The sequence below is a fragment of the Bombilactobacillus sp. ESL1094 genome (assembly GCF_058107425.1).
Map to the genome: position 1 here is coordinate 1369615 of NZ_JBYLUM010000001.1, position 21401 is coordinate 1391015.

The 21401-nt window shown below is 36.5% G+C and carries 20 protein-coding genes; 13 read left to right on the forward strand and 7 right to left on the reverse strand.

What is annotated here, in order from left to right:
* Positions 1–11: 11 nt before the first annotated feature.
* From AC3B5S_RS06455 to AC3B5S_RS06465, 3 genes are read right to left on the reverse strand one after another with little or no spacing between them, the layout of a single operon-like run.
* Positions 12–1301, reverse strand: a complete 1290-nt coding sequence (locus AC3B5S_RS06455; protein ID WP_489790228.1) for a PTS sugar transporter subunit IIC — start codon at positions 1299–1301, stop codon at positions 12–14.
* Positions 1298–2707 carry a 6-phospho-beta-glucosidase gene (locus AC3B5S_RS06460; protein ID WP_489790418.1) on the reverse strand — a complete coding sequence of 470 codons (1410 nt, stop codon included), beginning with the start codon at positions 2705–2707 and terminating at the stop codon, positions 1298–1300. The genes AC3B5S_RS06455 and AC3B5S_RS06460 overlap by 4 nt, the downstream gene beginning before the upstream one ends.
* Complete coding sequence (locus AC3B5S_RS06465) at positions 2707–3549, reverse strand: MurR/RpiR family transcriptional regulator (RefSeq protein WP_489775205.1); 843 nt, start codon at positions 3547–3549, stop codon at positions 2707–2709. Before AC3B5S_RS06465 ends, AC3B5S_RS06460 begins: the two co-directional genes overlap by 1 nt.
* 1245 nt (positions 3550–4794) lie before the next feature.
* Here AC3B5S_RS06465 and AC3B5S_RS06470 point away from each other — a divergent pair.
* Positions 4795–5115 carry a MazG-like family protein gene (locus AC3B5S_RS06470; RefSeq protein ID WP_489790229.1) on the forward strand — a complete coding sequence of 107 codons (321 nt, stop codon included), beginning with the start codon at positions 4795–4797 and terminating at the stop codon, positions 5113–5115.
* A gap of 150 nt (positions 5116–5265) precedes the next feature.
* Here the strand turns inward: AC3B5S_RS06470 and AC3B5S_RS06475 are convergent, their stop codons facing one another.
* Positions 5266–7071, reverse strand: a complete 1806-nt coding sequence (locus tag AC3B5S_RS06475; protein WP_489790230.1) for a DUF2075 domain-containing protein — start codon at positions 7069–7071, stop codon at positions 5266–5268.
* A gap of 293 nt (positions 7072–7364) precedes the next feature.
* On the opposite strand from AC3B5S_RS06475, the gene AC3B5S_RS06480 reads away from it, so the two are divergent.
* A complete protein-coding gene (locus AC3B5S_RS06480) occupies positions 7365–7610 on the forward strand; it encodes a helix-turn-helix domain-containing protein (protein WP_489790231.1) in 246 nt (81 codons plus the stop codon).
* Between the two features lie 21 nt (positions 7611–7631).
* On the opposite strand, the gene AC3B5S_RS06485 is transcribed toward AC3B5S_RS06480, so the two are convergent.
* The gene (locus AC3B5S_RS06485; protein WP_489790232.1) at positions 7632–8465 is read right to left on the reverse strand and encodes a hypothetical protein; all 834 of its coding nucleotides are present in this window, start codon (positions 8463–8465) and stop codon (positions 7632–7634) included.
* A gap of 353 nt (positions 8466–8818) precedes the next feature.
* Here AC3B5S_RS06485 and AC3B5S_RS06490 point away from each other — a divergent pair, with 353 nt between their 5' ends.
* From AC3B5S_RS06490 to AC3B5S_RS06520, 7 genes are all read left to right on the forward strand, one after another.
* Positions 8819–9277, forward strand: coding sequence for a NanQ anomerase/TabA/YiaL family protein (locus tag AC3B5S_RS06490; protein ID WP_489790233.1), 459 nt, complete (start codon positions 8819–8821; stop codon positions 9275–9277).
* Between the two features lie 2 nt (positions 9278–9279).
* Complete coding sequence (locus AC3B5S_RS06495) at positions 9280–10512, forward strand: MFS transporter (RefSeq protein WP_489790234.1); 1233 nt, start codon at positions 9280–9282, stop codon at positions 10510–10512.
* Between the two features lie 14 nt (positions 10513–10526).
* Complete coding sequence (locus AC3B5S_RS06500; protein WP_489790235.1) at positions 10527–10994, forward strand: YhcH/YjgK/YiaL family protein; 468 nt, start codon at positions 10527–10529, stop codon at positions 10992–10994.
* Positions 10995–11191: 197 nt separating this feature from the next.
* On the forward strand, positions 11192–11644 hold the full coding sequence (locus AC3B5S_RS06505; RefSeq protein WP_489790236.1) for a PTS sugar transporter subunit IIA: 453 nt from the start codon (positions 11192–11194) through the stop codon (positions 11642–11644).
* Positions 11645–11665: 21 nt separating this feature from the next.
* Positions 11666–13066, forward strand: a complete 1401-nt coding sequence (locus AC3B5S_RS06510; RefSeq protein WP_489790237.1) for a PTS galactitol transporter subunit IIC — start codon at positions 11666–11668, stop codon at positions 13064–13066.
* A 24-nt stretch (positions 13067–13090) separates the two neighbouring features.
* Positions 13091–13387, forward strand: coding sequence for a PTS sugar transporter subunit IIB (locus AC3B5S_RS06515; RefSeq protein ID WP_489790238.1), 297 nt, complete (start codon positions 13091–13093; stop codon positions 13385–13387).
* 33 nt (positions 13388–13420) lie between these two features.
* Positions 13421–15520 (forward strand): BglG family transcription antiterminator, encoded by a 2100-nt coding sequence (locus AC3B5S_RS06520; protein WP_489790239.1) that lies wholly within the window; start codon positions 13421–13423, stop codon positions 15518–15520.
* Positions 15521–15746: 226 nt separating this feature from the next.
* Here AC3B5S_RS06520 and AC3B5S_RS06525 read toward each other — a convergent pair whose 3' ends face one another.
* A complete protein-coding gene (locus AC3B5S_RS06525) occupies positions 15747–16688 on the reverse strand; it encodes an NAD(P)H-binding protein (RefSeq protein ID WP_489775219.1) in 942 nt (313 codons plus the stop codon).
* A gap of 155 nt (positions 16689–16843) precedes the next feature.
* Positions 16844–17734, reverse strand: coding sequence for a LysR family transcriptional regulator (locus AC3B5S_RS06530; protein WP_489790240.1), 891 nt, complete (start codon positions 17732–17734; stop codon positions 16844–16846).
* A 195-nt stretch (positions 17735–17929) separates the two neighbouring features.
* Between AC3B5S_RS06530 and AC3B5S_RS06535 the strand changes: the two genes are divergently transcribed.
* From AC3B5S_RS06535 to pstB, 4 genes are read left to right on the forward strand one after another with little or no spacing between them, the layout of a single operon-like run.
* Positions 17930–18793 (forward strand): phosphate ABC transporter substrate-binding protein PstS family protein, encoded by an 864-nt coding sequence (locus tag AC3B5S_RS06535; RefSeq protein ID WP_489790241.1) that lies wholly within the window; start codon positions 17930–17932, stop codon positions 18791–18793.
* Position 18794: 1 nt separating this feature from the next.
* On the forward strand, positions 18795–19718 hold the full coding sequence (gene pstC, locus AC3B5S_RS06540) for a phosphate ABC transporter permease subunit PstC (protein ID WP_489790242.1): 924 nt from the start codon (positions 18795–18797) through the stop codon (positions 19716–19718).
* The gene (gene pstA, locus AC3B5S_RS06545; protein ID WP_489790243.1) at positions 19715–20599 is read left to right on the forward strand and encodes a phosphate ABC transporter permease PstA; all 885 of its coding nucleotides are present in this window, start codon (positions 19715–19717) and stop codon (positions 20597–20599) included. The genes pstC and pstA overlap by 4 nt, the downstream gene beginning before the upstream one ends.
* 4 nt (positions 20600–20603) lie before the next feature.
* On the forward strand, positions 20604–21401 hold the full coding sequence (pstB, locus tag AC3B5S_RS06550) for a phosphate ABC transporter ATP-binding protein PstB (RefSeq protein ID WP_489790244.1): 798 nt from the start codon (positions 20604–20606) through the stop codon (positions 21399–21401).

Genomic DNA, 21401 nt, shown 5'->3' on the forward strand with positions numbered 1-21401 from the left:
AAGTTGAAAGATTAATTTTGTTCTTGTTTAGCGAGCAGATCCAAATCAACTTTGCGAATAAATGGATAGTAAACAATTGTTGAAAAGATAATGATAATTAATTGCCATAGAGCTGTTTTCCAGCCACCAATTAAAAAGCCTGAGATGATGGGCGGCGTGGTCCAAGGAACCATCACTCCAGAAAACAACGGTAAGACTCCCCATGCCATTAACCAATAGCTGGCGGCACCAACAATCATTGGAAAGGCAATAAAGGGAATAATGAGATATAGATTTAAGACAATCGGTGTTCCAAAGATGACGGGCTCATCAATATTGAAGACGTTAGGTAAGATAGATAATTTACCTAATTCTTTGAGCATGCTTGACTTGGCAAAAAAGGTCATATAAATGACCATGCCGACGACGATCCCGGCTCCCGTCATGCAGAGATAATTATCCCAAAATTGCTGGGTAAAAATGTGACCACCATTCGCAATCGTTAACTTTTTGCCAGCATCGAGTAATGCTTGGTTGGCCGACATATTAGATTGGAGAATGGGAGCCAAAATAGCGCCACAAATTGCACCACCGTGCACGCCACACCACCAAAGTAAAGACATGACCATCGACATGATTAAGACACCACCAAAAGAATCGGTGACGCCTTGCAGGGGCGTTTGAATAACAGAATAAATAATTTCAGTAAAACTGATGTTGGCAGTAAATTTAAAGATCGCGTAAACAATACCGGCAACGATTAAAACAACACCTGATGGAATTAGGGAAATAAATGAATTAGAAACTGCTGGTGGAACACCCGCTGGCATTTTTATTTGCCAATTTTTGCGGATACAAAAGCTGTACAACCAGCCAGCCGCTAAACCAACGATGATAGCAGTTATCATACCTTGACCAGCAGTCCAATCTTTGGAAATAGCATTGGTAACCACGACGCCTTTAGCAGCCTTAATTTTGAAAGGCATGAGTAAAATAAAAGCTCCTAAGGCGCTTAAACTGCCGGCAAAGGCGGTTTCAATTTTGTCATTTTTTAAATAAACATAGGTAATTCCGGTTACCGCAAAGAAAGACATAAGGGCAAACGAACTAGCATAAATTTGATTGAAGACGTTAGCTAAACCACAGTTGGTGATGGCTTTGGCAACTGCTGGAATAGGAATGTTGGCTAATAACAGAAAAAGTGAGCCGACAATTAGAAACGGTAAAACAAACATCATGCCATCTTTGAGAGCCTGAATAGCTTTAGTATTAGTAAACTTTACGACAAGGGGAACTAACTTTTCATTGAGAAATTTTTTCATTTGTGCGCCTCATTTTTAACTCCAAGACAAGCACCATTGGTGGCAATGATATTTTTGTACCAATAAAATGATTGCTTTTTATAGCGCTTGAAAGTTTGGGCATCGACATAAATAAAGCCGTAACGTTTTTCGATTTCTCCAGTCGATGCACTAATTAAATCAATCGCAGACCAAGGGGTGTAACCGAGCACGGCAACACCGTCCAGTTCAATGGCTTTGAGCATTTGGGTGATGTGCTGTTGTAAATAGTTGATGCGATAGTCATCATTAATTTGGCCGTCAACTAATTGATCATAAGCACCAAAACCATTTTCTACGATGAATAAAGGTTTTTGATAACGTTCATAAACCACATTTAAGATATAGCGTAAACCAATCGGATCAATGGCCCAGCCCCAATCACTTTTGGGGACATTGGGATTAGCAACTTCGGTAAAATCTTTGGTGGCGTTAAATTTGGCAGTGGTTGATTTGTAATAACTAAAACCAATATAGTCCACAGTTCCGTGCTGAATTGCAGCTAAATCTTGTTCTGTAATATCTAAGTTGAAATGTTTACGCTCCCATAATTTGGTAACGTAAGTAGGATAAGAACCACGAACTTGTACGTCACTAAAGAAAAAGCGCCGGTCCATCGCTTTGACACTGGCCATAACGTCTTGGGGCTGACAAGAATGCGGGTAAATGGGTCCAAAGTGGAGCATACATCCGATTTGCAACTGTGGATTGATTTTTCTGGCGGCTTGAACAGCTAAAGCACTAGCAACAAATTGATAATGACTGATTTGGTACATGGTTTGTTCAGCATTTTCATCAGCTTGATATAAAACGCCTGCACCAGTCCAAGCGTTGAAGGGATTATCAATATCAATCAGGTTATTAATTTCGTTAAAGGTCATCCAGTATTGAACCTTATTAGCGTAACGGTTGAAACAAGTGGTAGCGTAGTGGACAAAAAAGTGAATCAGTTTACGATTACGCCAGCCGCCGTACTCTTTAGCTAAATGGTAGGGCATTTCAAAATGCGAGAGGGTAACCACTGGCTCAATACCATATTTATGGCATTCGTCAAAAACGTGGTCGTAAAACTCTAGCCCCATTTCATTAGGATATTGTTCATCGCCTTGCGGAAAAATGCGTGACCAAGCAATACTTAGCCGAAAACATTTAAATCCCATTTCGGCCATTAGTTTAATATCTTCCTTATAATGATGGTAAAAATCAATTGCTTGGTGGTTAGGATAGATTGCGTCATCTAAGACACCAGCAGTGATTTGACGAGGATGCTTGACGTCGCCTTTGGTCATGACATCAGTGACACTAACACCTTTGCCCGCTACATTCCAAGCACCTTCGTATTGGTTGGCAGCAACGGCACCACCCCATAAAAAATTACTTTGCAAAATTATTTTCCTTCCTTTGACTGATCAACTTGGTGTGAGATACATTGGACTGATTGATAATTGGCTAACATTTTAAAAGAAACCAGAACATCAAAGAGATACTGTAAGGCGGCCACGTAGACCACGTTACTTAAATCCAGTGTTCCTTTGGTAGTCATAATGACAATTGTTTCATCACAAAATTGGCAAATTGCGCGTTGTGTGCTATCACAAACAACTATGGTGCGATAATTTTGTTGGCGCAATTGTTGAGCAACTTGATACATTTGCTCATTGTTGCCCGTGTGTGTCAAAATAAAAGCGACTATTGGTTTTTGATTAGCTTGAGCCGTATTAGTGTGCATCGGATTGGGTGCATTATAGGCATTGGCATTGCAACCAACTTCTTCTAATTCCCAACAAAAACTCCGCGCTAATTCATAATTTAAACCTTGGCCATAAATTTCAATACGTTCAGCTTGTTGAACCAGCTTAATGACGCGTAAGATAGTTTGGGCGTCTAATAAACTGTTGGTATATTCAATGGCGCGTTGATGAATTTGCTCCACGCGTTGAAAGACGTCCGTGATAGATACACTAGTATCTAGTGGTTTGACATCTAAGTCTTCTCGTAATTTGATAATATTGGGCAGTTCCGAAGCAAAATGATACTTGAATTGAGAATAGCCACTAAACCCCGCCTTTTGACATAAACGAACCACGGTTGCTGCACTGGTATAACTAGCCTTGGCTAGTTGGTTGATGTTTAATTCCAATATTTTTGTAGGATTTTGGATAATATACTCTAAGACTACTTGTTCCTGTGCTGTTAAATTAACAATCGCTTGCATCTCATCTAAGATCATAAAATTTCAAGTTCCTTTCCAGTCGACATGGAAGAGAGGCTGCAGCTTTAAGACAACCTCACAAGTATTATAAGAGGGTAAAAATAGCGATTCAATGCTTATTGATTATATTGGTAATCGTTTTCAAAAAAGGTACGATTTTTATTTTAAAATTGGAAGAGAATTTCAAAAAAAGGTAACAGCTATAAAAAATGACCAGTTGCGGATTAGGTGGCAACTGGTAATTGGACAAAATTTTTTAATGATACTGCTAAAATTAAGGTAGACTAATTAAAATCGTTTAGCTAACAAGCTTAATTAGTTGTGGCTACGCCCCCTTCGATATTACAAACTGTGGAGGTGAAAGCCATGCTAATTAGTCAAGAATTAGTAGTATTCTACGATTAAAGTCGCTATTACATTTTAAAAATAACTTATTGATTGCACTTCAAGAAAAAGAAATTGCGTCTAGCTACGCCTAAACTCTCAAGTCAAAAACCGACATAAAGGCTATATCAATTCTTAACGATTTCTTTACATAATTTATTTTAGTCAGTATTTTTTTGACAAGTATTTTATTAGTGGTGTACTTACAGTATTACAAAAAATTATCAACTGCTCTTATATTTAGTTGCAATCTTTTTATTTCTCAATTATTAGCTTTTAAAAAGCAACTGGTAGTGACGAAGTTAATTTTTATTCATTACCTTAGCCGTACAAGAATTGCTCACTTTTATGAGTAATAGCATCTAAAAGTGTTTTTGAAAGATCCAGATCTAAATTTCGACTTAAATCATCTGCCCATTGAGGGATAGTTAAAATTTTTTCTATCAGTTGATCAGCTTTTAGGAACTTGGTGACATTGACCATAACCATAGAGATAAAAGATTTATTGGGATCATGATCAAACTAGCCAAGTAATGGATAATTTTTAACTAATGATACCGGATTTTTATCTTGGTGTAATTTTATTTTTTAAGAAGCTTGCTTATAAGAGGATAACTTAATTGTAAAACTTACGATTAGAATTTACTAAATACTGATTGAAATTAGCTGTTTAATCTGATAGCTTCTTACATGAGTGTGTTGTTATAAATTAATTTTTAGGGGAAGAGATTAATGAATTGAAAGGTTATGTTTGAAAAATTAACTGGCACCATACGTTAAAATTATATATATCTAAAGATGATTAACTAATCTTTATGTTAAAAAAGTAGTGATAAAATGATATTTATGAAAAGAATTGATTAAGAAGGTAAATTAATAATGGAAGAAAACGTGGAAAATATAATTAATGAATTAATAAAATTTCGTGATGATAAAAGTTGGCAGAGATTTCATTCATTGATTAATTTATCAAGGGCTTTAGAGATTGAAGCTTCTGAAGTTAATAAAGTATTTTTGTGGAAAAATAATGATGACGATTTAAGTGAAAAGGATAAAGATGATCTAAAATTAGAAATAGCAGATGTTTTAATATATTCATTTTATATGTGTGAAAAATTAAAAGTTGATCCTTTAAAGATTATGGATAAAAAAATTAATATTAATAAAAATAGAAGTTGGTGTTTTGATGAAGAAAAATAAGAGTTATTTTGTGCGTTAAAAAATAGAGTTAATATTGATTTTAGTTTGTAAATTAAGTTTTTCTTAAAAAAAAACAATCTTGAATTTTTTTGATTGTCTTTTTTTATCTTGAATATCACTTTCTTAAAAATCAAATATTTTTATTACTTATCATTTATTCTGTTGAGAATTTTTTAGTTTGTTGCGCAGTTGATCATCAACTGCATATATATACAATCCGTGTACACCTCTGGTCATTAACACGTTAAATTCATTATTTAATAATTCTTTGGCGTAACTTTTACTGGAATCACGTTTATTTATGGCTTTTGGGTTATGACTTCCATTAGGATCATGAATTATTCTTCCGTTACGATATTTTACAGATGGGCCTAAAATCACACCTGCATAATTTAAATCGAATCCTTGAATAGTATAAGTTGATCCAATTTCATTGATAGTATAGTCTTTTTCTGCCCAAGATAAATCACTGTATTTTATATCTTGATGATGTTTGACTTCGTAATTATCTCTCCTTTTTATTTCATAATTCCATGGCATTGACCAATTGTTAATACGTACTTCCCAGTATTTTTGATCACTTGGTAATTTTTCCTTGCCACCAGAGTATTTCCAGTCGAATGTTGCAATCATTCTGCTGATTCCCATATTTTTGTCTTCATTTTTTTGTACTATTTGATTTTGCATTTCTTGTGGAGTATCAAATACTTTTATTTCATATTTATTGTCTTGTGGTATTTTACCTATAACTCCACAATCTATCATATTATTTATCCATTGGATGGTTTGTTTATTGGCATCTATTCTCATTTGATTATGCAAACAAATGGTTTTCCCATGTGTTTTATCGACTAATTCTTCTATATAATTAGGTTCTACTACTGAAGCTATAGATAATATTTGTTTGGGGTCATATACCGCAATTACAATTTTTGATCTTCTTAGAATGTCTTCAATCATTTTTGTTCCGTGATGGTGGTATGACTGACTCTGTTGAGTTAACAATAAGTGTGCTTCATCAACAATAACTATATCTTCCTTGTTGTCTGTATCTACTTTATTTATAAATTGACTTGGTTTAAATACCCTCATACTGTTGTTTTTATCAAAAAACTTTTTAGCAATTTCTTTATAAACTTTTAACTGTTCAGATTGGTTTACAATCATAGAAATTTTTAAGTTATTCTTTGAATTATATTCATTCATAATTTTACTTTCATTTACCAAATCATAAAAAATGTTACTTACCAAAACAGTTTTTCCTGATCCTGCCATTCCTTCAACTAGAATCAATTTACCAAAACCTTCTTTATCAATTGGATGATAAATACTTTCTAATAAGGAAGCTTTTGCTGAATTAATAATTTCGTTTTTTGCTTTTAATTGCTCATAATTTAGTTTATTAAATGGTGAGGATTTAAAAATAGCTTTATTTTCAAGTTCTCTTTTTCGGGGAAATAAATTTGGATTTTTACGATTCAATTCATTCCAAATGTTATTAAAAATAATATCGAATTGCGTTGAATCGTAGTATTTGTTTTGCTCATTAAAACGTCTATTATTTAATTTTTTAATTGCAGGTACACTACTCAAATATTGCATTAATTTGTTTTCAATGTCTAAAGTTAGTGATTTATTAAAATGTTTTTCTCCTATTACGTACATGCCAGCATCTTTAGATTTCTTGATTTCTGCAAAATCGTCTCTATTTCTTGGATCAACTATTAAGTGTTCAAGTGTTCTTCTTATTATGTCGTTTGTCTCTCCAACATACGCTGAAAAATTATCCTTTTTATTTGAATTTGAAGAATTGATAATATATACAGTTGGATATTCAAGTAATAGTTCCTGGGCTTTGCTGTCTAAATTTGTATCAACAACTTTTTCTTTTAATTTTTCAACACTTTCAATATTGTAATTTGTATAAAATACTATAGGCTCATATTTATTATTCATTTTTATCTCCTAAAAAATCATTACATATATTATAAAAATATTTTGCATGATCTCATTTTCTTAATTCCAATCAATATAAATTAATACTTTAATCCTTGATTTTAATTATACTGAAAAATCATATGGTTGCTTAATTTTTTATTCAAATTGCCATATTAAGTTAGTAACTAGCTAAAGGGCTCATTAATAAATTATTTTGATAATCATTTAGTTCTAAATTACTCTGTTTATTTTTGATATGCTTATTTTAATACTGATTAAAAAACAGTTACTTATTCTCTGTAGGAGATAATTTGAGAAAAATAAGAAAAAGTATGGGGAATATGAGCATTGAACAATTTTCAGAAGTGGTTAACTTGTCTTCAAAAACAATTAGTAATTATGAACTTGGTAAAAATATGATATCCATTGAAAGCTTAATCAGTATATATGAAGGAATTTTGAATTACCAAGATCAAGATAATGATGAATCAGCCCTAACTTTTTCAACTTTAACCGAGTTATTTGATGCAGTTATAACTGATGTATATAACAATTAGGTTGTCTTAACTTCATTTTTACTATCTTCCCCGATCATCCGCAAAACCTTCATCTTGCTGTTGTTGAGCTAATTGGTTAGAACGATAATAATGCATATCCGTCCACATTCCTGCACCACTAGCTGCAAATAAGACGGGCGTTTGCTGGCCATCAATGTTTTCATTCATCATGTAGTAATATGTTCCATCACCAGCACTTTGGTACCAGCCACGTAAGTCAACAATTGGCGAAAGTGGTGCAGTATCAAAATTCGCGGTTTGTGGATCAATAGTAGATAAAGCAATCCAATTTTGCATTCGATTTTGCTGGTCTGTGTTTAGAGAACTTACGTTACCATCTAAGGCTTCTTTATCGTCAGCAGGGCGAACGCTGCCATCGTAGGCATAACTATCTTGACCATCGACACTAATCTTATTGCCTGTAAAAGTAATGGATTTAACAGCATCGGAATCTTTGTCATAACCGTACCAAGTGCCCTGCATACTTGCTGGAAAATCGACTTTTTTAAATTCACTGTCACTCGTAGTTGGTTGGGATTGCGTTTTGGCGGCTGACGTTTGCTCATTTTGTGCAGTTGCCGCTTGAGGTTGTTCAGGATTAGGATTAGTCGTCCATAAATTGGCAGCAATTTTGGCTAATTGCTGTCCGTGAATGTTCTTGGTTGTTATGATTTGCCATTGACTTCCGGCAGCTAACAACTTTCCTGGTACCTTGTGACCATTGGTAGAATAGAGGGTTGTTGTTTTAGCAGTTGTAGTCAGTTTGGCGGCTGTTAGTGGTTGTTTATGCAATTGGCTACCGCCAATACTTAATAAGGTAGCGCTAAGTAACATATAAATTGTTCTTTTCTTCATCTTAAATCCTCCTTAAATTATAAATAGCACTTTGTGTAATTAATTTCAAATGAAATTGGCAGTGCTCTGCAGAATTAGAACAATTGATAATTTTTTCACAATAAAGTATTGCTTTTTAAAACCAAAGCGATTACAATTTCTGTGTAAAGTTAGTTAACCGTTTTAGTAAAAAAAGAATAATTAATAATTATTTATTAGTTGTTATCTATTGATTTACTACACAAAAAAGTGAATTTAATTAATATTAAACGGTTAACTAAAAATAATTAAGACAAACCGGTAGCTTAATTTGCTTTACATTAAATAAGTTAAGCGCTTAACTTTAGCTCAATTAAAAGGAGGTCAGTGTTGCCGTGTTATTAACAAAACTCAGCGATTATCAAGCCTGCGACTATCAAAAATTAGCTAGGGCCATTCAGTTTTTACAAGTAACAGATTTGACAAAGACGCCGTTAGGGAAAAGCCATCAACAAGGGGAGAGCTTTTATTGTCAAACATTGGAATATACGACTCAAAAAATTACTGATTTTAATTTTGAAATTCATCAACAGCGCTTGGATCTGCATTATCTAGTCGAAGGTACTGAAGAGATTGACATTACGACGGATACCAATGTGCGATTATTAGGTGCTTATAATGCGCACCGGGATTTGCAATATGTTCAGCCACCGATAAATTATCAAAAAATAATTTTACATGCTGGTGATTTAGTTTTAATTGTGATGCATGAACCACACCGCACCAACGGTTTAGTTCATGAACCAACACACGTACGCAAAATTGTTTTGAAACTTGGCAGTGAGGAGGAATAAAAATGGCTGAGTCTGCAACTGGTAAATGGAATGCCAAGCAGATTTTAATTCTAGCAGGTATCTGGTTCGCTTTTTTAATTAGTTTTATTACGCGGCTATCGTGGTCAACAATTATGCCGGCGGTGATTGATTCGTTACATTTCACAGTGCAACAAGGTAATTCATACGTTACGGCCTTTTATATTGGCTATGCAATTACGGTTTTGCCAGGAGGGATGCTGGCTGATAAGTTTGGTTATCGTAAATTGTTATTGACTGCGGTGGCTGGCAATTTGGTAGTGATGTTTGCCATGGTCTTTATGCGCGGTTATTGGGACGGGCTGATTTTACGTTTTGTCTTAGGTTTAGTTAGTGGTCCTGATTTATCAGCGTGTTTAGGTATTATTACAGAATGGTTTGATGGTAAGAAACGTGCCACGGCCACTGGAATTTTCAATACTTGCACCTCGTTTGGTTTAACCGTCATCAATCTATATGCGCCCACTGTTTTGGTTCATTATGGTTGGCGGGCAGCTCTAGCAGTCACGGCTTTGTTTCCGCTAGCAGCGTTAATTTTTTCCTATTTTACTTTAAAAGGAACACCACCATTTCCGCAACAATTTAAGGTGAAAACTAAAACTGGTCAAGTGACAGAAGAATCAGCTTTGATGCGTTTGAAACACGCCATTAACAATCGCAGTGTATGGTTATTAGCGTTGACCGGCTTATTTGCCACAGGCGCCAAGTGGGGTGTGACTAATTGGGCTAATTTATTTATTGTGAAAAGCTTAAAGTTTAGTTTGGTGAAAGCCGGTACTGCCATGTCCATCTTTGGGATTACTTCGGTGATTTCAATGGTCGTAGCGGGGTGGATTTCTGATCATTCTAAACTATCGCGCCATCTTTGGGCAGCAATTTTTATGGCAATTTTCACACCCACGATTATTGGCTTTGCTTTAACGCCACATGGCAACTTAGCCTTGTTGTACTTTTGGACAGGGGCAATGGGCGTCGGAGCATTTATGTTTAGCACGATCACCAATAATCTGTCCGTGGAAGTGGCTCCCGCCGATCAACGTGGGACGGTTTCAGGCTTCATCAACGTCTTTAATCAAGTTGGTTCTTTTATTGCGCCCGTGATCTTAGGCCAAATCTTGGCGGTTACAGGTAGTTATGTGACTTCGTATTTAATCATTGCCGCGTTTCCGTTAGTTGCGGTAGTAGCACTTTTATTTGTACGCGAAGAAAAAGAATAGAGGAGAGAATAATTATGGAATTTGGAGCAAGTAAACAACATCAATTTAATACGACCGTTCAAAAACGGATTCAAACAGCTTTAGATTGGCTAGATGCGCGTTCAACCCAGGAATTGTTAGCTAAACCGTTGGGTAAAAAGCAAATTGCGCCGGGCGTCGAATTACGGTTTCAAGAATATGACACCCGAGATTATCGGACGATGAACTACGAAACCCATCGGGAACATATTGATATTCACTACATGATTACGGGTGCTGAATGGGTGCGTTTTAGTGATGCAGGAACTGCTAAACCCGTTAGTCCTTATGATCCTAAAGAAGAGATTCAATTTTTTAGACATCCTAAGACGCACGGTAAAGCTTTATTGACTGAACGACATTATGCAATCTTTTATCCGTCGGATTTGCATGCTGCTCATGGGATGGTTGCTAACAAAGTAGGACATAATCATAAATTGTGTGTCAAAATTGCTATTAATTAAGCATTTTAGTTAATCGCTTAACTACAAAATAAATGAAGCATTATTGGATTACAGTAATCTAATAATGCTTTTTTTGTGTGATGGTGCAGTACTTGCACCAAGATTTCGGATGATTTGCACTATTAAAGCGCTTTTATGAATGGTTAAATAAAACGTGAACAGAAATAGCAGCCAAAGAGAAAGGGGGGAAGTAAAAGTTGAATCTTTTGAGTTCTCAGTTAGTATTTGCGCAAGTTGAAGCAAAAACTTCATCTGAAATCATTCAATATTTGGCACAACAATTGCAAACGGCTGGCAAAGTACAACCAAATTTTTCTCAGGCAGTTCAAGACCGAGAGTTTAAGCAACCGACGGGGTTACCTAGCGGTAAAATTGCGGTTGCTATCCCACATACAGACGTTGAATACGTCAAGCAACCGGCGTTAGCTTTTGCGACCTTAAAGCGGCCTGTCAAGTTTCATAATATGGCCGTCACTGAACAACTGCTGGATGTGCAAATTGTGGTGATGCTGGCCTTGAAAAACCCGCATAGTCAGGTACAGATGTTACAAAAGCTGATGACTTTGTTTCAAAATCAGGTTTTATTAGAACAACTAGTTCAAATTCAAGACCAGCAGCTTTTATTTCAACAGCTTGTGGCAAATTTTTAGTTAATAATTGAGGAGATAGGTATGAAACCGATAATTAATTTCATTATGTATATTGTTGGACTGGGGCCAACGGTTTTGATTCCCATTATTATGTTGATTTTTGGTTTGTGCGTGCGGGTACCTTTTACTAAAGCTTTACGTGGTGGCTTAATGGTCGGTATTGGTTTTATCGGCTTAAATGCCACGGTTTCGATTTTGACCAGTGTCATGAATCCCGCCATTAAACATATGATTGCCGTGATGCATTTAAATTTACAGGTTATTGATGTTGGGTGGCCGTCTGCTTCAGCGATTGCTTACGGAACAGCAGTCGGAGTTAGTATGATTCCTCTCGGAATTGTGATCAATTTGATAATGTTAGTTACGAAAACCACTTCAACTATTGATGTCGATATTTGGGATTTTTGGCATTTTGCTTTTAGTGGTTCTTTGGTTTACGCTTTAACTAAAGATATTGTCTTGAGCTTGTTCTTGGCGAGCGTCAATATGATTGTCATTATGGTCATTGCTGATCGTACCGCTCCGTTATCTGAAAAATATTTAGGTTTACCGGGAATTTCCATTCCACATGGTTATGCCGGTTCCTTTGTTCCAATCGCCATTGTTTTTAATTGGATTTTAGATAAAATTCCGGGAATTAATAAGATCCATCTAGATGCGAAAGACTTTAACAAAAAGTTTGGCTCTTGGGGTGAACCAACATTATTGGGCTTTATTATTGGACTGGTGATTGGTATTTTGGCTTATGGCTTTATTCCGGGCATGACGCTGGCTACTAAGTTAGGCAAAATTATGTTAATGGGGGTTACGCTTTCCGCCGTCATGATCATTACGCCTAAAATGGCAGCGCTATTATTACAAGGCGTCGTGCCTGTTTCTAATGCGATTCAGTCTTTTACGCAGAAAAAATTTTCCGGTAAACGCAAAATCTACATTGGAATGGATACGGCAGTGGGCATTGGTAGCCCGGTTGTTTTGGCCTGCGCGACTTTAATGATTCCAGTAGCATTGTTGTTTGCTTTTATCTTACCAGGTAATCAGTTCTTACCAACCATTGGCTTAGTTGGTTTTGTCTTTATGTTCCCGTTGATTGTTTCGATTACGCACGGTGATTTTTTCCGGTCCTTTATTATTGGCGCAATTAATGTGGTGATTGGTTTATGGATTGGGACGAATTTAGCACCCTTGATTACGAAATGTGCTCGGGCGGCGCACTTTGCTATTCCCAAAGGTTCGTCATTAATCTCCAGTATTGATTATGGTTCCAATCCATTTCCGTGGTTATTTGTTCAAATTGCACCTTTCAAGTTCATTGCTTATGTCATCGGAATTGTCCTTATTGTTGGTTTATGTTGGTGGAATCGTTCGAAAATCATTGCTGAAGAAAAAGCACTTGATCAAACAGAAACACCTACCAAATAATTTAGTTGAAGGAGTGTCTTTATTATGAAGAAAATTTTAGTAGCTTGCGGTGCTGGCGTGGTTACAAGTACGGCAGCCATGAATAAGTTAGAAGAAGAATTGGCTAATCGTGGTATTTCCAAGGATGATTATACTTTAGGTCAAGCTTCTGTGGCTCAAGTAGAGTCCATGGCTAGCGACTATGATTTAGCAATTACGACCACGCAATATGATAATGATGCTGTTAAAATTCCAGTAATTAACGGTTTGCCACTATTAACCAATATTGGTGTGGATAGCGTAATTGATGATATTATTTCTAAATTAGATTTAGGAAAATAACAATCAAAGTAAAACTTTTAAAGGATGATGGATGTGATTACTGGAGAGGTTGCAGCCACAGCGACAGGTTATCATAAATTATTGAATTATTTGCTGGTATCTTCAGGCTACGTTAGTTTAACAGAAATTATGACAATGTTTAATGTCTCGCGCAGAACAGCCTTTAATTGGTTGGCAGCCTTGAATCAGCAATTACAAAGCCAACACCTTGAAGAAATTGTTAATGTTCCTCGCTATGGATACCAATTAACTGATCATACCAAGCAAGTTTTAAAGCAGCAACCTAGTGTTAAATTGGATGAGCGGGGGATTCACTTTAGCTCTAGGAAACGCCAGACATTAATTATTTGGACATTGTTGGATAATTCTAAAGGAGTGTCTATTAACCAGTTAACACAGCGCTTTGCTTGTTCGCGCAATACGATCATTAAAGACTTTAAAGTCTTGAGAACGCGTTTTCCAAAATTAGAAATTGTCAGTACCCATCAAGGTCACAAAATTCATGGTAATGAACGAGCAGTGCGCTTAGTTGTTTATGAATTACTACAAAATAATGATGCCACACTTTTTCAGTGTATTCAGCAATTAAACTACCCATTTTCACAATTTGAGAAACAATTAACTATTTGTCAGACAGCTTTAAAAATTAGTTTTTCGGAAAATGCGTTGCAACAATTAATTTATTTATTAATGTTTACTAAATGGCGTTATCAACAAGGAAAAAAGTTAGCCACTGAGCCCGGACAAGCGTGGTTATCTAAAAATACAACCGGGATTTTGCCGGCTTGTCAGAAACTATTGGAAACTATCTGCCAAGAAACTGTAACTAATAATGAAGTAGTCTTTTTAAGCAAAATCATGCTGTGCGCACAAGCAACCGCGGTTTGGTGTGTTAGCCCCAGATTATATGATAAATTAACACAAATTGCCCGGGAAATAATTTTTCGGTATAAACAATTAACCGGAAATCCGATTTCTGATCGACATTTTGTCGAAGTATTGTGTAACCACTTGTATGCGACTTATTTTCGAGTAATGTTTAGGATTCCATTTGTTTCGGATGAAATTGCAGATATCAAAAGAAATTATCCGCAGTTACTCAAATTAACTACAATTGCCTGTGCCCCGTTAGAACAATATTTAAAACAGGAACTGCCTGTTAATGAAATAGCATTGATTTGTTTATATTTTGGACCTCAAAGTGATGTCGTTTACCAAGACTGGTCGGTAAACAAAACGGATAAATATCAACTGGCCGCCTTGGCTGAGGTGTTAGTTGTGTGTTCCAGCGGTATTGGGACTTCTGTAATGCTTTATCATGAATTAATGCAAGCTTATCCGCTGATTAAATTTTCGCCACCACTCAAAATAGCAGATCTAAACAATATTTTTCAGGCTAATTATCAGGCTAAGTTAATTATTAGTGCGGCCCCATTAGGGCAAAGTTCTTACCCAGTCCCCGTTTTAACTGTTAAAGCAATCTTAACAGAGCATGATTATGGTCAAATTGAAAATTATTTACGCACGCAAGTGCCACAAAAAATTGAGCACAATAGTAATGCTGTGAATCAACTGCTGACTATTATTAAAGAATACGCGGATGTAAAAGATGAGATGGGTTTACGTTCAAGTCTAGATAAATTTATATTACCAGCTAATGATTTAGCTTTGACGGATACTTTACCTTCTTTAGCTAGTCTTTTACCTGTGCAACATATTAAGCTGTTGCATCATTCGTGCAATATGCAGTGGCAAGCGGTATTACAATTAGGCTGCCAGTTATTAGAACGCGATCAAATTATCAATAGCTTTTATTTTTCTGATATTACCAATTTGATCAATAAATACGGACCGTATATGTTGATTGCAGATCATGTTTTTTTAGCCCATGCAGCCCCCAGTTCTCATAGTCAAACAGTCGGTTTGGCATTGGTGGTACTAGATCAACCAATAGAGATTTGTGCTCAACACCAAACAGTTGCTATTAATTGTTTATTTGTTTTATCACCAGGGACAAATCATGAACATGAAAAAGCGCTAACTGAATTAATTGATGTTGTGAAAAATCAGCATTGTGTTGAGAACTTAGTCAATGCTCAAACAAAGCAAGAAGTCAGAAATATTTTGATTTAGTTATTGAATGGATTAATTTTGAGCTTAATTAATAAAATTGGTACCGATATAAATTTCGTTCCGCATTTATATTGGTACCAATTTTTTTGAGAATTATTTGAAGTGTCTTCCCAAGATTTATTTGGAATATGTTCCAAATAAATAAGACTAGAACTGAATTGTTGACTGTTTGAATAACTTATTCATCCAATTAATTTGCTCTAGTCTCATTTTTAAGTTTCAGATACTAATCGTCTTTTGAATGGCGTTCACCAATTTGAAATTCTGCTTGGTGTTCAAACATGTAACGCACAGATATTGGTTGACTACCTGTTAATTTATAAAAATCATCGGTATAGGTATTCATTTTACCTTCACGAATGGCCTTGGCAAAAGTGACCATGCCATCAGATGAGAAGGGTGCTTCAGAATCTTTTTTAAATTGGCCATCAGTGGTTCGAGGGACACCCATGGCATCAAAGATTTGGTAATTTTCTTCATCACTAATGGCGTGATATTGAATGGAATTACCTGTGACGTCATTAGCAATATTGATAAAATCGCTGATGGTTAGTAAATCTTTACCATTGATGTTTAAAATTTGGTGGTGCAAATTATCAGCTAATAAGGCATACGCAACGGCTTTGGCACAGTCTTTACGTGAAATATAGGCCATTTGACCGTCCCCTTGGCTATTGGCTAAATCTTGTCCTTGTTTAACAAAGGTAAAGTAGTTGGTGATCATAGCTTCAGCATATTGTGAATTACGTAAGAACAGATAATCAAGTCCACTCTTTTTTAAATAGTCTTCGGTATAAGCATGGTCAATTTTTTCGATACTAGGATTACTAGGGTCGCCGGCATTGACTAGTGAAGTATAGACAATTTTAGTTACACCGGCTTGTTGAGCAGCATCAATGACATTTTTATGAGCTTGCTGGCGTTTAGCACCCACAAAAGGCATGGAAATCAAAGCAAGGACGTCACCGCCAGTAAACTTTTCCACTAAACCAGCCTTAGAATTAAAATCAGTTTGGCGAACATCAATTCCTTGCTGTGCATAGTTGGCGAGCACGTTAGGATCATAACCACAAAAGATGAGTTGTTGTTTATTGGCTAATTGGATTAGTTCTTGCGCAGCTTGACTACCTAAATTACCATCGACACCTGTTAAGATTAACTTTTTCATGAATTTTTCCTTTCTAGATAAAGCGGAAACAAGCTTATTAACTAACCTGATTAAATATCAAGTGGCGTCACTATACTTGCTTTCAACTTTTAATTAGCTTAATCATATGTGATTATTTGAGCAATTGCCAATATAAAAAATAACTAGGTTAGAGGTTAAACCTCTGCTGAGATTGAATGAGCTTGGTGAATAATTTGTGCTAATTTAGCATGATTAAAATCTTTCCGATAAGCTAAGACGATTTTAAAATGATGATGAGTTTGGTTAATAGGCAATAATTTTAAATTGGAAGTTTGGTTGGGCAGCGGGTAGTTGTCCGGAAAAAAGCCGATCAAATGTTGCGTTTGAATCAAAAAAAGTTCTGTTTCTAAATCCTGTACTGTTGCTTTTATTTGAGGTGTAAAGCCATCTTGCTGGGCATGTTTTAACATTAGTTGATAAGATTTACCAATTGTCTGTGGAGCAAGCGTGACGAGTGTATAGTGATATAACTGTTTCAATGTGATTGCTTGGCAGTGATATAAAGGATGCTCGCTATCAATAAGTGCACAGTATTTGCCTTGATATAAGGTAATGGTTTGCAATGAGGTCTCATTGTGAAATTCTGAATCAAAACTGATGGCTAAATCGTATTGACCATTATTTAAGTTATGAGCCACGTCTTTAAGTTGCTCTTTTTCTAATTCCAAAATTAAGTGTGATTGCTGCTTTAAAGTTTGCGTGATTTTGATTAAAAAATTTAAATCGATAAGGGAAGTATATTCTAGGCGAATACGTTGCTTGTCAGTACAAAAATCGGCCATGTCCTGCTCTAATTTTTGATACTGTTGACAAATTAAGACAGCTTTCGAGTAGAACAACTGTCCTGCAGCCGTAGGAACAATTGGTTGTACACTACGATCAATTAATTGAACATTGAAATGATTTTCCAATGAACGAATTTGCTGACTAACACTTGTTTGTGCAATATGATTTTTTTGTCCAGTTTTCGTAAAACTGCCAGTATTTACTAGATCAATAAAATATTGCAATTTGTCTAAATTCATGTAAAAACCTCTCACAACCTTGGACTCAGGTCTCAATATTGTCTTAGTGATAAATTGACTGAAATTGGTTTTAGTTTAATCAATAATTAATTTAACTACAAGCAGCCTTGATTTTTCAGAAATTTACATATAATTTACACAATTAATAATAAAGTTTTACATTGATTTGCTATACTGCTCCCGGAGGTTGAACCAATGAAAAAATTAAATTGGGGATTGCTATTGATCATGGCTGGTCTGCTATTAACTGGCTGTCGGCGTAACCATCAGGAACAGAGCATTACAGCAGTGGGTTCGTCAGCGTTACAACCCTTAGTGGAAGCAGCTGGTGATCAATATAATAAGTCTCATCCTAATTCTTTTATTACAGTTCAAGGCGGTGGGAGCGGCACCGGATTATCGCAGATTCAACAACGAGCAGTGGCAATTGGCAATTCAGATGTTTTTGCAGAACAAAAGACCGGGATTAAGGCTCACAAGTTAATTGATCATCGTATTTGCGTGGTAGCGGTCGTGCCCGTCGTTAATTCTCAGGTAACGGTCAAAAATGTAACTTTGCCGCAACTACAAGAGATTTTTGCAGGTAAAATTACCAATTGGCAAACTTTGGGTGGCCCTAATTTGAAAATTTCAATCGTTAATCGGGCACCAGGAAGTGGCACTCGCATGGTTTTTGAACAACAGGTTATGCAAGGACTAACTAGCGTCAAAGCGCCCGAACAAGATTCTAGCGGGATGGTCCGCCAAATTGTGAAAAATACGCCGGGAGCGATTAGCTATGTAGCTTTACCGTATTTGACGCATGATTTACGAACTTTGAAAATTGACAATATCGCGGTCTCCGCCAAAAACGTGCAAACCAATCGTTGGAAAATTTGGTCGTATGAGCATATGTATACCACTAAAAATCCTAATTTATTAACTAGAAAATTTATTGATTATCTATTAAGTACTGCTTTTCAAGAGCGTGAAGTTAAACAAATGCACTATATTCCAATCCAGTCCATGCAATATCAACAAGATGCTCACGGCAAAGTCACGAAAGTTAGGGGAAAGTAAAATGTCAGATTCCATTACGAAAAAGTTAAATCGACCTTCCGTATCTGCCAAATTAGAACAGCGGGGCAAGTTAATAACACAATGTTTAACTGTTTTGGTCGTTTTATTGGTTTTGGTCATTTTAGGTTTTATTGCCACCAAAGGGGTAGCAGTTTTTTTTCAGGATCATGGTAGCTTGGTGGATTTTTTAACAGGGAAAACTTGGAGTCCCGAACAAACTAATGGACATCATGAACCGTTGATTGGGGCATTACCGATGATTGTCGGCTCTTTTGCGGTGACCTTACTGGCAGTTTTTGTGGCTACGCCGTTTGCCATTGCAGCGGCCATTTTTATGACTGAAATTGCACCGCATAAAGGTAAGCAAATTTTGCAGCCAGTGATTGAACTGTTAGTGGGGATTCCGTCGGTTGTTTATGGCTTTATTGGTTTAGAAATCGTCGTACCCATGGTACAAAAAGTTGCTGGTGGTAGTGGCTTTGGGATCTTGGCAGGAGCCATTGTGTTATTTGTCATGATTTTACCAACAATTACCTCAATGACGGTTGACGCTTTAACTGCAGTACCGCGTTATTACCGCGAAGCGTCACTGGCCTTAGGAGCGACCCAGTGGCAAACCATTGCCAAAGTAGTGTTAAGAGCAGCAGCACCGAACATTATGACGGCCATTATTTTTGGGATGTCACGGGCTTTCGGTGAAGCCTTAGCTGTACAAATGGTTATTGGGAATGCTATTTTAATGCCTACTAGTTTGGTAGCGCCTGCTACGACGTTAACGAGTGTCTTAACGATGAATATGGGGAATACAATTATGAAAACAACAGCTAACAATGCTTTGTGGTCCTTAGCCTTGTTATTGTTATTGATGTCTTTGTTGTTCAATATGCTTGTCAAATATTTGAGCAAACGAGGTGCGTTAAAATGAATCCACAAAAAGTTAATAAAATTATGACAGTGTTAATTTATTGCCTGTCGGGGCTGATCATTTTAATTTTGTTGGCGTTATTACTATATATTTTTATCAAGGGAATTAGTGTAATTAATTGGCACTTTTTAACTAGTCCAGCTAAAAGTTTTCAAGCTGGTGGGGGAATTGGGGTGCAATTATTTAATTCACTATATTTATTGGTCTTATCAATGGGGATTTCGCTGCCCTTCGCTCTAGGAGTGGCTATCTATTTGTCTGAATATGCGCAAAATCTCCGTTTAACGAATTTGATCCGTTCAGCAATTGAAGTGCTCAGTTCTTTACCATCAATTGTGGTCGGTCTATTTGGCTTTTTAGTTTTTGTGATTAATTTACATTTACAATTCTCAATTTTATCCGGTGCCTTAACGTTAATGGTGTTTAATTTGCCCTTATTAATCCGGAATATGGAAGACGCTTTACAAACAGTTAGTCTGAGCCAACGTGAAGCCGGCTTAGCGTTGGGATTATCACGTTGGGAGACAGTGCTGCATGTTGTTATTCCGGAATGTTTGCCCACGATTGTGACTGGCGTAATTTTAGCGGCGGGGCGAGTTTTTGGCGAAGCAGCGGCTTTAATTTATACTGCTGGGCAAAGTGCACCACCGTTAAACTTTAGTAATTGGAATATCTTGAGTTTAACGTCACCACTTAATCCGCTACGGCCTGCGGAAACTTTAGCCGTTCACATTTGGAAAGTGAATTCCGAAGGCTTAATTCCTGATGCACAGGCAGTTTCTTCAGGGGCATCGTTAATTTTAGTATTAGTGGTTTTAAGTTTTAATCTCTTGGCGCGCTATTTAAGCAAAAAACTATACCAGCATTTAACAGGAGAATAAGGTGATGGCAGAATTATTAACTTACACGGCCGCCTTAGCTGACCAGGCAGAAGTAGCGTTAGCAACCCAGAATTTGTGTGTCAGTTACGATGCGAAAGAAGCTTTACACGAAGTGTCTTTACAATTCGAACGTTATAAAATCACATCGTTAATTGGGGCTTCTGGTTCGGGCAAATCGACGTTTTTACGCGCGCTCAATCGGATGAATGATACGGTTTTTGGTGCGCAAGTTCAGGGGAAAATTATGTATCGCGGAGTTGATATTAATGCTCCTAAAGTCGATGTTTACACGGTTCGTGAACAAATTGGCATGGTTTTTCAGCGTCCGAATCCGTTTGCGAAATCAATTCAAGATAATATTACTTTTGCTTTAAAACGGCGGGGGGTGACTGATCCACAAAAGTTGTCTGAAATTGTAGAAACTTCATTAAAGCAAGCGTCTTTATGGGAACAAGTCAAAGATAATCTGCATCAGAGTGCTTTATCATTGTCCGGTGGCCAACAACAACGCTTGTGTATCGCTCGAGCCTTAGCTTTGCAGCCAGATATTTTGTTGATGGATGAACCAGCTAGTGCCTTGGATCCGATTTCAACGGCAAAATTGGAGAATACGATGCAGCAACTAAAGCAAAACTATACCATTATCATTGTGACTCATAACATGCAACAAGCGGCGCGAGTGAGTGATTATACAGCCTTTTTTCATTTGGGAAAGATGGTAGAGTTTGACCAAACGCGTAAAATTTTTACGCGGCCGAAAGTGCAATTAACTGAAGATTATGTATCGGGGCATTTTGGTTAA

Bases quoted from the DNA above. Each gene is read 5' to 3' on its own strand.
- AC3B5S_RS06455 (WP_489790228.1), bottom strand. From the start codon at position 1,301: ATGAAAAAATTTCTCAATGAAAAGTTAGTTCCCCTTGTCGTAAAGTTT.
- AC3B5S_RS06465 (WP_489775205.1), bottom strand. From the start codon at position 3,549: ATGATCTTAGATGAGATGCAAGCGATTGTTAATTTAACAGCACAGGAA.
- AC3B5S_RS06470 (WP_489790229.1), top strand. From the start codon at position 4,795: ATGGAAGAAAACGTGGAAAATATAATTAATGAATTAATAAAATTTCGT.
- AC3B5S_RS06475 (WP_489790230.1), bottom strand. From the start codon at position 7,071: ATGAATAATAAATATGAGCCTATAGTATTTTATACAAATTACAATATT.
- AC3B5S_RS06485 (WP_489790232.1), bottom strand. From the start codon at position 8,465: ATGAAGAAAAGAACAATTTATATGTTACTTAGCGCTACCTTATTAAGT.
- AC3B5S_RS06495 (WP_489790234.1), top strand. From the start codon at position 9,280: ATGGCTGAGTCTGCAACTGGTAAATGGAATGCCAAGCAGATTTTAATT.
- AC3B5S_RS06500 (WP_489790235.1), top strand. From the start codon at position 10,527: ATGGAATTTGGAGCAAGTAAACAACATCAATTTAATACGACCGTTCAA.
- AC3B5S_RS06510 (WP_489790237.1), top strand. From the start codon at position 11,666: ATGAAACCGATAATTAATTTCATTATGTATATTGTTGGACTGGGGCCA.
- AC3B5S_RS06515 (WP_489790238.1), top strand. From the start codon at position 13,091: ATGAAGAAAATTTTAGTAGCTTGCGGTGCTGGCGTGGTTACAAGTACG.
- AC3B5S_RS06525 (WP_489775219.1), bottom strand. From the start codon at position 16,688: ATGAAAAAGTTAATCTTAACAGGTGTCGATGGTAATTTAGGTAGTCAA.
- AC3B5S_RS06530 (WP_489790240.1), bottom strand. From the start codon at position 17,734: ATGAATTTAGACAAATTGCAATATTTTATTGATCTAGTAAATACTGGC.
- AC3B5S_RS06535 (WP_489790241.1), top strand. From the start codon at position 17,930: ATGAAAAAATTAAATTGGGGATTGCTATTGATCATGGCTGGTCTGCTA.
- pstC (WP_489790242.1), top strand. From the start codon at position 18,795: ATGTCAGATTCCATTACGAAAAAGTTAAATCGACCTTCCGTATCTGCC.
- pstA (WP_489790243.1), top strand. From the start codon at position 19,715: ATGAATCCACAAAAAGTTAATAAAATTATGACAGTGTTAATTTATTGC.
- pstB (WP_489790244.1), top strand. From the start codon at position 20,604: ATGGCAGAATTATTAACTTACACGGCCGCCTTAGCTGACCAGGCAGAA.